A 12910-nucleotide genomic window follows, 5' to 3' on the forward strand; every position below is an offset into this window, starting at 1 on the left:
GCATGAGGAAGGCCTTCCACCTTTCCTTTTTGCTCTCTCCAGTTCTTGCCCTCATCGTAAGCCTGTGTATAGGGACCTATCCAATTCCTCCCTCCGCCGTAGTGAGTATGGTGCTCCTTAAAGGGGCTCAGCTCATCTCCGAGGTTTTGAAAATTCTAACCCTCGGGAAGATATCCTTCCCCGTCATAATTCCCTACCCGAGCGTTTACCAGACCATACTCTTTGAGATACGCCTCCCCCGCGTCTTGATGGCCATGCTCGTCGGCTCGGCCCTTGCCATTTCGGGCGCCGTCTTGCAGGCCATATTCAGGAACCCCCTCGTGAATAGCTATATATTGGGCATCTCTTCCGGGGCGGCATTCGGGGCTGCTTTGGCCATAGGATTCTCTCTGAGCCTGGGCGTTACACCTCTGGCGTTTGCCTTTGCCCTACTCGCTGTGTTTATGACGACCTCTCTGGCCAAAATTGGTGGGAGGATAACCCCAGTCTCGCTCGTACTCGCTGGAATCATAGTCAACGCCTTCTTTTCAGCTTTAACGTCCCTTCTCAAGTTCCTTATGGAGCACGATAAGCTGGCGAGCATCGTCTACTGGCTCATGGGGAGCTTCGCCAACTCTGACTGGGGCTCGGTCAGAGTGGCCTTCCCGGTGATCCTCGCTGGCTGTTTCATGATATACTCAATGCGCTGGCAGCTGAATGTGCTCTCCTTCGGTGAGGAGGCTAAAATCGTGGGTGTCGAGACCGAGAAGCTGAAGTTTGCTTTTATTGTGATAATCTCCCTCATAACTGCCGTCTCAGTTGCTTTCTGTGGGATAATCGGGTGGGTTGGCCTGATGATTCCGCACATCGTTAGAATGGCGTTTGGACCTGATCATAAAACCCTGATACCTCTGACGATAACTGTGGGGGCTTCATTCATGGTTCTGGCCGATACGCTGGCGAGGTCAATAGCCACCTATGAAATTCCGATTGGTATTTTGACAACTCTCCTTGGGATTCCATTCTTCGCTTACCTGCTGAGAAAGACGGGCGGTGGTTGGAATGCTTGAGGTTAGAGGTTTATCATTTAGCTACGGTGATTTCAGCGTTGATGATGTCTGTCTTGAGGTGGGAGAGGGTGAGATTTTAACACTGCTCGGCCCGAATGGCAGTGGGAAAACGACGGTTCTGAAAAGCATTTACGGGTTGCTAAGGCCCAGGGAAAGGTGCGTCTTCATAGATGGCAAAGATTGTCACTCCCTACCTTTAAGGGAGAGGGCCAGGTTGGTTGGCTACGTTCCACAGTCCCATCATCCTCCCTTTCCCTACACAGTTCTGGACGTTGTGGTCATGGGCTTGGCCTCTCAGCTTGGAGTTTTTGAGAGCCCCAAAAAAGAGCACTATCAAAAGGCTCTGGAGAAACTTAAGCTCGTGGGAATGGTGCGTTTTAAGGATAAGCCCTACACGGAGCTGAGCGGGGGTCAGTTACAACTGGTGTTAATAGCGAGGGCCCTGGTTCAGGAGCCAAGGGTTCTTCTCCTGGATGAACCCACCGCCCATCTGGATTTTAAGAACCAGGTCAGGGTTCTCGAAATTGTAAAGAGATTGGCAGGGAGGGAAGGGATATCGGCAGTTATGGCCCTTCATGATCCGAATCTGGCCTCGATGTATTCTGATAGGATAGCCCTTCTTAAAGACGGACGGATTAAGGCCATTGGAAAACCAGATGAGATTCTGAGGGAGGAAATTCTTGAAGATGTTTATGGTGTTCCGGTCTGTGTCCTTGAATTCAACGGGCTTAGGATCATACTTCCAAAAACGGAGGTGATTCAATGATATGCTTCATCTTAGGATACGGCGCGAGGCCCCTGCCCCTGCTGGAAGAGATACTTGAGGGGGAGAGAATAGATGGGCTTGTGCTCACCGACCAGAACTGTGAGAGTGAGCTGGAGGGGATAGAGAAGTCGGATGTAATCTTCATCTACGTCCACGAGCTTCCCGAGATAGTGATGGAGAAAGTCAAGGAAAGCAATGCAAAGGTCATTGCATGTGCCGGGCTTGAAAGCCTGACCAACGTTCCGGAAGATGTTCTGATCAAAGCGAAGACCTACTACGTTCTCGGGGGCGAGAAGAATCTCAGGAACATGGTCAGGTTTTTGGTAAGCCTATCTGGGGAAACGGTCAAATATGAAGAACCGGAGGAGATCCCTATGCACGGTATCTATCACCCCGAGCTGGGCCTTTTTGAAAGCCTGGATGATTACTTAACGGTTTACAAGAAGAGGTTCCTCATTGGAGTCCTCTTCTGGAGGAGTGCATGGCTCTATAATGAGCTTAAACCAATTGAAGAGCTCATCAAAGCCCTTGAAGAGGAAGGCCTCGGGGTAATTCCTGTCTTCACCTACGGAAAAGACTCAACTACCGGTCTCGGGAAGGAAAAAAGTGAGGCTGTTGAGGAGTTCTTCATTAAGGACGGAAGGCCGATTATAGAGGCCCTTGTGAGCTTAATCTCCTTTGGCACAGTTGATTTAAAGAATCTGCAAAAGCTTAACGTTCCGGTTTTTGCCCCAGTAAGGTCTTACTACCAGTCCCTTGAGGAATGGAGGAGGAGCGAGCGAGGCGTAGACTACATGACTCAGGTTTATGGGGTAATAATTCCGGAAGTTGCTGGAACAATTGAGCCGATTTTCATATCCGGGACAAGGAACATTGAAGGTTACAAGGTGGGGGAGCCCTACGAAGAGCATATGAAATATCTGGCCCGGAGGGTGAAGAAGTGGGTCGAGCTCAGGAAGAAGTCAAAAAGGGAAGTTAAAATCGCCATAGTTCTGATAAACCCCCCATGTAAGGGGCTTGAGGCAAACGTTGCCGTTGGCCTTGGTTTGGATGTCCCGGAAAGCATCGTCAGACTCCTGCACAGGCTTAAGGAGGAGGGCTACCACGTTGGCGAAGACTTGCCGGAGAACGGTGAAGAGCTTATACAGTTGATTTTGAGGAGAAAAGCGATAAGTGAGTTCAGATGGACAAGCGTTGATGAGATAGTCAAAAGCGGCGGAGCAATTGACTTCGTGGGCCTGGAGGAGTATCTGGAGTGGTTCAACGAGCTTCCTGAAGATTTAAGGGAGAGAATCATAGAGGACTGGGGAAAGCCGGAGGATGTCCTGGCTGGAAAGGTGAACAAAGAAATGGTTGGGATGGTCTATAACGGGAGGTTTGTAGTTCCGGGAATAAGGTTCGGGAACGTCCTCATTACGCCCCAGCCTAAGTTCGGCTGTGCTGGGGCCAGGTGCGACGGAAAGGTGTGTAGAATTTTGCATGATCCAAGGATAGTCCCTCCGCATCAGTGGTGGGCCGTTTACAGATGGATAACGCGCAAATTTGGTGCTGATGTGGTTATACACTTTGGGACCCACGGCTACCTTGAATTCAGGCCCGGAAAAGGCGTTGGTCTTTCCCCCTCATGCGTTCCCGAGGCAAGCTTAGATGACATTCCACACCTGTACGTTTACGTGGTTTCAAATCCGATGGAGGGTGTTATTGCCAAGAGGAGGAGCTATGCAGCACTTATAGACCACATCTATCCCCCAATGGGGATGGCGGAGGTTCTGGACGATTTGGATTCCCTCCTGACCCAGTATGCAAAGGCAAAGAACCTTGGAGATGATGCGAGGAGACAGAAGATTTACGAGCAGATTCTTGAGAAGGCAAGGGAAAACAGGCTGAGAATAGCGAATCCCGAAGACGAAGAGAAGACTGTAGAGGAAATACACCGCTACGTTGAGCTGATGAGAGGTTCCCAGATAAACCTCGGCCTCCACGTCTTTGGCTGTCCCCCAAAAGAGCCCAATAGATTAGCGGGATACGTTGCCACAGCAATGGCTTATGATTCCTACTCTTCTCCTTCAATTAAGCGCGTTATAGCTGAGGCAATGGGTCTGGATTACGATGAACTAAAAAAGAACCCATTGGGAACCACAAACGGGTTCACGAACAGGGAACTGCTGGATATCTTCCACAAGATAGCTGTCAAAAGCCTGGAGCGCCTACTTAATGGGGAGAGCTTCGATGTCATCGAGGAGGAAATTGAAAAGTTCGGATTCAAAGTTAAGGAGAAGGAGAAGGAAAAGCTCGAAGAAATGTTTAGGAAAGCCCTTGAAGTTGCAAAGAAAATAGCTGAATGTGAAAGAGAATACGACGGTTTTCTGAAGGGACTTGGTGGGGAATACATCGAGCCTGGCCCGTCGGGAGCGATAACAAGGGGGAAATTCGAGATTTTACCGACGGGAAGGAATTTCTATGCAGTTGATCCAAGAACTCTACCAACTAAGGCAGCATGGCAGATAGGAGTTGAAACTGCTGAAAAACTTTTGAAAGCTTACAAAGAAAAGCACGGGAGATATCCGGAGAGCGTCGGACAGGTTCTCTGGAGCATAGACGGTTATAAGGCGGATGGGGAGCAGATAGCTCAAATCCTCTATTTGATTGGAGTTAGGCCGGTTTGGAAAGGAGATGTAGTTGCTGGGCTTGAGGTAATTTCCTTGGAAGAGCTCGGAAGACCAAGGATTGATGTTCTGGTCAGAATAAGTGGAATCGTGAGAGATACTCTGCCAAACTACATCTACCTAATTGACGAGGCCATAGAAAAAGTTGTTGCGCTGGATGAGCCTTTGGAGATGAACTACATTAAAAAGCACTACATTGAGCACATTAAAAAGCTCGTTGAACTCGGCAAGAGTTTTGAAGAAGCCCAAAGGTTTGCACGCTTTAGAGTTTTTTCAGCCCCGCCGGGTGCCTACGGGGCTGGAGTAAATTTGGCGGTTGAGTCATCGGGCTGGAGGAATGACGAGGATTTAGCTAAAGTGTGGGTTCAGTGGAGCGGCTATGCCTATGGAAAAGAGGCCTTTGGCGTCGAGGCATATGACTCATTTGTTTTGAACCTGAGGGAGGTGGATATAATCAACAGGAACCACATAAGCGATGAGCACGATCCGACGAACTGCTGCTGCTATTTTGCATATCACGGGGGCTTTAAGACAGCCGTTGATGCTCTAACGGGCAAGAACGTTGAGGTGGTTCAGACGGACACGAGAGACATAAGTGACGCCAAAATCGTTGAGATGAAAGTCGAGCTTGAAAGGGTCGTTAGGGCAAAGCTTCTCAATGGGAGGTGGATTGAGGAGATGAAGAAGCACGGCTACAGAGGGGCTAGTGAGTTCTCGAGGAAGATCCTCCACCTATACGGCTGGGAGGCAACGACGAAACTCGTTGAAGATTGGGTTTTTGACGAGATAGCAGGGAAATACGTTCTGGATGAAGAGATGAGGAGATGGTTCGAGGAGCACAATCCTTACGCCATTGAGGAAATCGCGAGAAGGCTGATGGAAGCCTATGAGCGTGGCTTGTGGAAGACGAGTGAGGAATTGATTGAAAAGCTCAGGGAGGTTTATTCTGAAATTGAGGGAATTCTGGAGGAAAGTCTCGGCGAAGGGGAAGTCCAGGGAGGAGTGATTGAAATCTTCACTGCCCGGGACGATGAGCACTGGAATGAAAACATTGAGGAGGTGGATAAAATATGGAGCCTCGTGAAAAACGCTTAGTATTTCCATTTTCTGCAATAGTCGGGCAGGAAAAGGCTAAATTAGCTTTACTTTGTGTAGCTGTTAATCCGCTGATCGGTGGTGTCCTGCTTAAGGGTGATAAGGGAACAGGGAAATCGACCCTGGTTAGGGCTTTGGCTAACGTTTTGCCCGAGATTGAAGTCGTGGCAAACTGTCCCTTCAACTGCAATCCGAGGAATCCTTTGGAGATGTGTGACAGCTGTTATGAGAGGTATGAGCGGGGAGAAGAGTTACCGGTAGCAAAGAGGAAGATGCGCGTTGTGGACCTGCCCTTAAGCGTTACAATAGACAGGCTCGTTGGAACCGTTGATGTCGAGAGATTTTTAAAAGAAGGAAGAAAGGCATTACAGCCTGGAATTTTGGCAGAAGCAAACAGAAACGTGCTTTACATCGATGAGGTGAACCTCCTGGATGACTACATAGCCGATTCACTCTTAGATGCTGCTGCAATGGGATGGAACACGATAGAGAGGGAAGGAATCTCTTTCAGACATCCGGCGAGGTTCATCCTGGTTGGAAGTATGAATCCAGAGGAAGGCGAGCTCAGACCTCAAATCCTCGATAGGTTTGGTTTATGCGTTGAGGTAAGCGCTCCAATGAATCCCGAGGAGAGAATAGAGATAGTTAAGAGAGTCGAAGAGTTTCATGAAGACCCGATAAGCTTCTATAAGAAGTTCGAAAGCGAAGAGAAGAAGCTCACGGAGAGGATTGTTAAGGCAAGGAAAATTCTGCCGAAGGTTGAGATAAGCGACAATTTGCTGAAGCTTTTGGCTGAAACAGTCGTCAATTTGGGAATTAAAACCAACAGAGCTGAGATAGCCACGATAAAGACAGCCAAAGCGATAGCTGCCCTAAATGGAAGGAGAAGGGTCTCACTGGAAGACTTAGAAAAAGCTATGGAATTGGCTTTACCGCACCGCCTGAGGGACAGACCGTTCCAAAAGCCACCCCAGATGGGGCCCCCAAAGCCTAAGGACGATAGCAAGCAGGATCACGATCATAAACACGATCACAGGCATGAGCACAAGAAGGAAGAAAAAAGTGAAAGGAGAAACCAGGAGTCTCGAAGTCAGGGGATCGGGAATTTGGAGCAGAATTTTCGTTCAAGTGAAGTTAGAATCCCAAGGATAGAGAGCAAAAACTTTGATGGAAGCGAATTCATGGGATACCGCTCCTCAAGGGACGTCAGCGTTACAGTGGTAAACTTCCCCAAGGGCGTTCCAGTTTCGTATCTTCCGCCGGCCAACGGCAAAATTAAGGACGTTGATTTTTACAGCTCTCTGGTCTGGGCGGTGTTGAATGGAAAAAAGCCTCCAATAAAGCTTGATTTAAACGACCTTCGCGTTAGGGTCAGGAAGGCAAAGGCACCAACACTCTGGGTTTTGCTCTTGGATTCGAGCGGAAGCATGGCCGTGCAGAAGAGGATAAGCATCGCGAAGGGAATAGCGGAAAAGCTGGTTGAGAACGGCTACATCAAAAAGTCAAAGGTAGCTTTGATAGTCGCAAAAGGTAATCAGGCGGAAATATTTGTCCCACCTACAAAGAACTACTGGGAGGTGCTCGAGAAAATAGAGAGCGTTCCAACTGGGGGCAGAACACCTTTAAGCTCTGCCCTCTATAATCTTCTTCTGCTTGCTGAACATGAGAGGAGAAAAGACAAGTCCTTGAAAGTTAGGGCATTCTTGATAACTGACGGAAAGGCCAACGTTCCACTTTTTGGAAAGAGGATTAAGGAGGAAATAGTTGAATTAGCGAAAGCATTGAAAAAGAAGGATATTGGGCTTATAATTTATGACACGAGAGGGAGGGGGATAAACCCGGGCCTGTCCTACGTCCCCATCCTGGAGCAGGTTGTGGGGGCGAAGGTACACAAAGTTTAGTCTGCCTAAAAGCCATCAGTTTTTTTAGTATCTCAATAGAATCGTCTCTAAAACAAAGTAGAAAAGGGAAATACTTCATCCACTGTAAATATGGAACTCCACGTATCCTTCAGTGGTGTAGTCCCACCAAAACAGGGTCTTTTTCCCATACTTTGCCCCATAGTGTTCCACCCAGTCCATGGGAGAGCCTTGGGGGACCCGAATCGTTGCGCCTGGCTCTATCTGGTAGGTTGAAGAGCCCACGGGTGCACCTTCGTCAACGTTATGCCACCATTTAGCCAGCTCTAGGTAGTAGTCGCTTTGATCATATACGACGACATCAGGTAGAGTATAGCTCCAAGAAAGCGAGGCGGAGATTGATGCACCATCTTCACCTGCGGAGACGCCAATTGAAACCCCAACTGTGGTGGAGCCAACGGTTGTGGTGGGAGCATAGTCTGAAAGGAAGTAGTCACTGTTATAATAGTCAGCGTCGATCCACGTGTACATATCAGCAGTTTTCCAGCTGGAGTCCCAGAGATACTCTCCCGGAACAGACTGCTGCCTAACGTGAACGCTGTACCAGTCGTAGGTATACGAACCATCGTTGGAGAGTTTATAATATAATGATCTAACGTTTAACCTACCGTAGGGTTCCCAGAGATCAACAGTAGAGAAATCCAGCTGGTATATCTGAGTCCACTCCCCAGTGGACTCTATGCTCACATCAATAGTTCCTGCGTTGGGGGGCATGTTGCGAACTGCCCATCTGTATGCTTCTTCTACGGCTCTTCTTCCAGGATCTGGTGAAATAAATACCTTTGTCACAAGTACGCCCTCACTTATGGGATACACTATGTAACCGTAGACTTTCTCTCCTTTTATTGGCCTGCCATCAGGTGTTTTGCCACTAATAATCTCAGGTTTGAACTGGTGAGGAAGTAGTGACTTTATGACTTCTGTGTGTCCATTCACCACTATTACGGGAATCCCTCTAAGAAGTTCGTCTTTTATGCTTTCCTTAGTCTCAGGATGTTCGGCAACATAGGGCCCATCAACGATTAGTATGTGCGCTTCTTTGGGAATCCCGTTCTGGAAGGGATGGATAGTTTCAAAGACGCCATAAAGATCGCGACCGAGATAATAAACAGGTACGGTATTCTTTATCGGCTTTTCTGTCCCGGCATTTTGGGGTGAATGTTCGGAGGTAAAAGCGCCCACAGCTACAAGTCCTATTACAAGTAACCCCAATAGTATGTTAAAGATTTTCTTTTTTATCATAGAATTTCACCTCCGAATCTTCACGTTGTATATGAAATATTATTTTTATATAATCTTTTACTATAGATGCTACTAAGCTATACCGAAAAATTTATAAATAGCCCTAAGGAACGATAAAATGGATACACTAATTGTAACTAAAAGTCTCCCAACAATAAAAAAGAGAACGGGTGGGGGTGAGGGGAGATGGCCCAGCTCACTGGACAGCCGGTTGTTATTCTGCCTGAGGGGACCCAGAGGTACGTTGGAAGGGACGCCCAGAGGCTTAACATCCTCGCCGCGAGGATTGTTGCCGAGACCATCAGGACCACCCTCGGTCCGAAGGGCATGGACAAGATGCTCGTCGACAGCCTCGGCGACATCGTCATCACCAATGACGGTGCCACCATCCTTGACGAGATGGACATTCAGCACCCTGCTGCTAAGATGATGGTTGAGGTTGCTAAGACTCAGGATAAGGAGGCCGGTGACGGTACCACCACTGCTGTCGTCATCGCTGGCGAGCTTCTTAGGAAGGCCGAGGAGCTTCTTGACCAGAACATCCACCCGAGCATTGTCATCAAGGGTTATGCTTTAGCTGCCGAGAAGGCCCAGCAGATCCTCGACGAGATCTCCAAGGACGTTGACGTCGAGGACAAGGAGATCCTCAAGAAGGCCGCGGTCACCTCAATTACCGGTAAGGCCGCCGAGGAGGAAAGAGAGTACCTCGCCGAAATTGCCGTCGAGGCCGTCAAGCAGGTCGCCGAGAAGGTCGGCGACAAGTACAAGGTCGACCTCGACAACATCAAGTTCGAGAAGAAGGAGGGTGGCAGCGTCAAGGAGACTCAGCTCATTAGGGGTGTCGTCATCGACAAGGAGGTCGTTCACCCAGGCATGCCCAAGAGGGTTGAGAACGCTAAGATAGCCCTCATCAACGACGCCCTCGAGGTCAAGGAGACCGAGACCGACGCCGAGATAAGGATCACCAGCCCAGAGCAGCTCCAGGCCTTCCTCGAGCAGGAGGAGCGCATGCTCCGCGAGATGGTCGACAAGATCAAGGAGGTCGGCGCCAACGTCGTCTTCGTCCAGAAGGGTATTGATGACCTTGCCCAGCACTACCTCGCCAAGTACGGCATTCTCGCCGTCAGGCGCGTCAAGAAGAGCGACATGGAGAAACTCGCCAAGGCCACCGGTGCCAAGATAGTCACCAACATCCGCGACCTCACCAGCGAAGACCTCGGTGAGGCCGAGCTTGTCGAGCAGAGGAAAGTTGCCGGAGAGAACATGATCTTCGTCGAGGGCTGCAAGAATCCAAAGGCAGTAACAATCCTCATCAGGGGTGGTACCGAGCACGTCGTCGACGAGGTTGAGAGGGCCCTTGAGGATGCCGTCAAGGTCGCCAAGGACATCGTCGAGGACGGCAGGATCGTCGCTGCCGGCGGTGCCCCGGAGATCGAGCTCGCCATCAGGCTCGACGAGTACGCCAAGGAGGTTGGCGGCAAGGAGCAGCTCGCCATCGAGGCCTTCGCTGAGGCGCTCAAGGTCATCCCGAGGACCCTCGCCGAGAACGCTGGCCTTGATCCGGTCGAGACCCTCGTTAAGGTCATCGCCGCCCACAAGGAGAAGGGCCCGACCATCGGTGTCGACGTCTTCGAGGGCGAGCCGGCCGACATGATGGAGAAGGGTGTCATTGCTCCGCTCAGGGTCACCAAGCAGGCCATCAAGAGCGCCAGCGAGGCGGCAATAATGATACTCCGCATAGATGACGTCATCGCCGCCAGCAAGCTTGAGAAGGACAAGGGAGACAAGGGCGGCGACGACTTCGGCAGCGACCTCGACTGAAGGCTTTGAGCTTTAGCTCTTCTACCTTTTCTGTTCTCCCGACTTTTGGCTGGGCTTCTCTGGTGGCAAGCCTTTTAAAGAACATTTCATTCTTAACTGGGATAAACGAGGGGGTGTTTTCCATGAGGGTCATAGGCGTCGATCCCGGAACGAAGAGCTTCGACGTTATCGGACTTGAAGACGGGAGGATAAAGCTTGACCTTACCTTTCCGAGTGAAGTGGTTGCAGAGGCACCTGAAAAGATTGTCAAGGCCATGGAGGACTTCAATGCCGATCTTATAATCGGGCCCTCCGGCTACGGAGTCCCGCTGAAGCACATAAGCGAGCTGACAGACAGGGACCGCTTCGAGATGACCCTGTTCTCATAGGGTTACAGAAGATAGTAAGCGAGATGGCTGAGGGGGGCATGAACGTCTGGTTCATCCCTGGCGTTATCCACCTCCCGACGGTGCCGGAGTGGAGGAAGTACAACAAGATTGACATGGGAACGGCCGACAAGATGGCGATAACAGTGCTCGGTATCTACGACCAAGCGAAAAGGTTCGGAACTGAGTATGCTTCTGGGGCGGAGCTACGGTAATAGCCGCCAACGGGATACTCCCGCAGGGGGAGTTTGCCAAGAGGCTCGACGAGGAACCGTTCGCAAAGGCTTGGGAGGCCATGAAGGACGGCTTCTTAAAGGCCGTTGCAAGCGAGCTGGCCGTTGTGGGCAACGCTAAGGAGATAATTCTCTCCGGCAGGCTGATGCGCATAGACGAGCTCAGAAAGGACGTGGAAGACCTCTTCGAGGAGCGCTTTGGACTTCCCGTTGTCAAGCAGAGGGGTCTTGAGGGTAGGGCTAAGGAAGCCGCCCAGGGGAGCGCGATAATAGCGGATGGCCTCGCCGGCGGAGGGTTCAAAGGCTTAGTGGAGCACGTTGAGACAAAGAAGAGCCGCGGGAGTGTTCTTGAGTACGTGAAGCTTCCGCTGGAGGTCTGACTTTACCCTTAGGAATCTTGAGGAACTGAGCGAGAGTCTTCCAAAATTCAAAAATCCCTCGGAGCTCCTTGAGGAGGACAGGATAGGAAATGATAGTTGTAGATGTGAATATCCTGATAGATGGCCTGTTTTTGGAGAATGATTTTCTTTGAACCGTCTCTTTGGTCGGAATGCTGGATTTTTGGGCTTAATATTCATCGACAGGTAGATCTTAGTTCCCATTCGTTCTTCCCACTGAAATTTTCAATAATGTTGAAACTTGAGATGGATGGTGCATAATTGAATTCATCTGTCCATTCTTTTACTCTGGTTTTTTCATCTTCTTCTCTTCGTGATGCTACGATTGGAAATTAAATATCCTACGAAAAAAAACATAACTTATTCAAACTTGTAATTAGAAAGACTTTTAAGGATTTTAACGTTACATCTAATGACAACCCTGGGGGGTGCCTCCGTGGAAGGCTGGACCAAGAAGGTTGGTGCTGTCTTCTTGCTTGCCACGCTGTTGATATTGTTAGGGGGGTAGGTCTATGAATTGCATTGTGGGGTTCGCGTCAGCATTTTTTATCTCTTTTGTTTTAGTTTTTAGTGGAGGATGGGTATATTCAAAAGTGAGCAATGTACTTCGAACAGCAATTGGAATGGTGATAGGTGGATTAATCGTTATCGTGGCTAAGAAACTTATAGCTGATACTTCCTGTTCTTGGATAATAACAAGTGCCGGAACAGTTATAGGAATGCTTGTTGGATTCTTGTGCGTTAGACAGTGGTTTTAATTTTTTATCTTCCAGAATTAATCTCCTCTTCAAGCTTTTTCAATTTCCCTTTAGCTCTTCTAAGCTGGGCGTTCGCTATGGCAACTATTTTCTCGATGTATTCCCTGCTCACCCAGAGTTCGCCGTTTTCTCCCAAAGGGACATCCATCCTCTCGGTGGAGCGTATCTCAACGAGCAACTTTTTGTGGCTGATGCTCTTTATGTTTGAATACTTGAAGCCGCAGTTTATTGCCAGGTTTAAAATCCTAACAGCATCTTCCATTGTTCTCGCCGAAACGTGTATGATGGGGCTCCTCACGAGGAACCAGAGCTGACCCTTTGAGTGCATCCCTATGGCATCGAGGACCTCCTCAAGGGTAACTTCCCGGTGCCACTTGCCGAGCCATTCAGCGTTAACCTTGTCTCCAAATTCGGGCATCTCCATTATCGAAATCCTTCCGGAGCAGGAGGACGTTGTGAAGTAGTTCTCAAGCGAGTTTATCTTCTCCAAGAGCGGAATTATGTCCTCATCCACCTTGCCCTCTTCCAGTGCCTTCCTAAGGCCTGCCATCGCCCTGGCCTTCTGCTCGTCGAAGTTCTTGGTAAATAGGAACATGGC

The 12910-nt window shown here is 49.5% G+C and carries 8 protein-coding genes and 1 pseudogene; 7 read left to right on the top strand and 2 right to left on the bottom strand.

Features of this window, described 5'->3' with window-relative positions:
* The first annotated feature begins 2 nt into the window (after positions 1-2).
* Genes A7C91_RS05255 through A7C91_RS05270 form a run of 4 tightly spaced genes read left to right on the top strand, consistent with a single transcriptional unit; the run spans position 3 to position 7477 of the window.
* Entirely contained in the window at positions 3-1049 is a 1047-nt protein-coding gene (locus A7C91_RS05255) for a FecCD family ABC transporter permease (RefSeq protein WP_068665537.1), read from the top strand.
* The gene (locus tag A7C91_RS05260; RefSeq protein ID WP_068665539.1) at positions 1042-1815 is read left to right on the top strand and encodes an ABC transporter ATP-binding protein; all 774 of its coding nucleotides are present in this window, start codon (positions 1042-1044) and stop codon (positions 1813-1815) included. Before A7C91_RS05255 ends, A7C91_RS05260 begins: the two co-directional genes overlap by 8 nt.
* Positions 1812-5576 (top strand): cobaltochelatase subunit CobN, encoded by a 3765-nt coding sequence (locus A7C91_RS05265; RefSeq protein WP_068665540.1) that lies wholly within the window; start codon positions 1812-1814, stop codon positions 5574-5576. The genes A7C91_RS05260 and A7C91_RS05265 overlap by 4 nt, the downstream gene beginning before the upstream one ends.
* Positions 5552-7477 carry a VWA domain-containing protein gene (locus A7C91_RS05270; protein ID WP_068665541.1) on the top strand — a complete coding sequence of 642 codons (1926 nt, stop codon included), beginning with the start codon at positions 5552-5554 and terminating at the stop codon, positions 7475-7477. Before A7C91_RS05265 ends, A7C91_RS05270 begins: the two co-directional genes overlap by 25 nt.
* 75 nt (positions 7478-7552) lie before the next feature.
* On the opposite strand, the gene A7C91_RS05275 is transcribed toward A7C91_RS05270, so the two are convergent.
* A complete protein-coding gene (locus A7C91_RS05275) occupies positions 7553-8737 on the bottom strand; it encodes a hypothetical protein (RefSeq protein WP_068665542.1) in 1185 nt (394 codons plus the stop codon).
* Between the two features lie 186 nt (positions 8738-8923).
* Here A7C91_RS05275 and thsB point away from each other — a divergent pair, with 186 nt between their 5' ends.
* The 3 genes and pseudogenes from thsB to A7C91_RS11125 all read left to right on the top strand — a co-directional run bounded on the left by thsB (position 8924) and on the right by A7C91_RS11125 (position 12312).
* Positions 8924-10558, top strand: coding sequence for a thermosome subunit beta (gene thsB, locus A7C91_RS05280; RefSeq protein ID WP_068665543.1), 1635 nt, complete (start codon positions 8924-8926; stop codon positions 10556-10558).
* 122 nt (positions 10559-10680) lie between these two features.
* Positions 10681-11536 (top strand): annotated as a pseudogene (locus tag A7C91_RS05285) (DUF1464 family protein).
* 530 nt (positions 11537-12066) lie between these two features.
* A complete protein-coding gene (locus A7C91_RS11125) occupies positions 12067-12312 on the top strand; it encodes a hypothetical protein (RefSeq protein WP_199919973.1) in 246 nt (81 codons plus the stop codon).
* A gap of 4 nt (positions 12313-12316) precedes the next feature.
* Here the strand turns inward: A7C91_RS11125 and taw3 are convergent, their stop codons facing one another.
* Positions 12317-12907: a tRNA(Phe) 7-((3-amino-3-carboxypropyl)-4-demethylwyosine(37)-N(4))-methyltransferase Taw3 gene (gene taw3, locus A7C91_RS05290; RefSeq protein ID WP_068665544.1), complete on the bottom strand. Its 591-nt coding sequence runs from the start codon at positions 12905-12907 to the stop codon at positions 12317-12319.
* Positions 12908-12910 lie beyond the last annotated feature (3 nt).

This window comes from Thermococcus piezophilus (assembly GCF_001647085.1).
GTDB classification, from domain to species: domain Archaea; phylum Methanobacteriota_B; class Thermococci; order Thermococcales; family Thermococcaceae; genus Thermococcus; species Thermococcus piezophilus.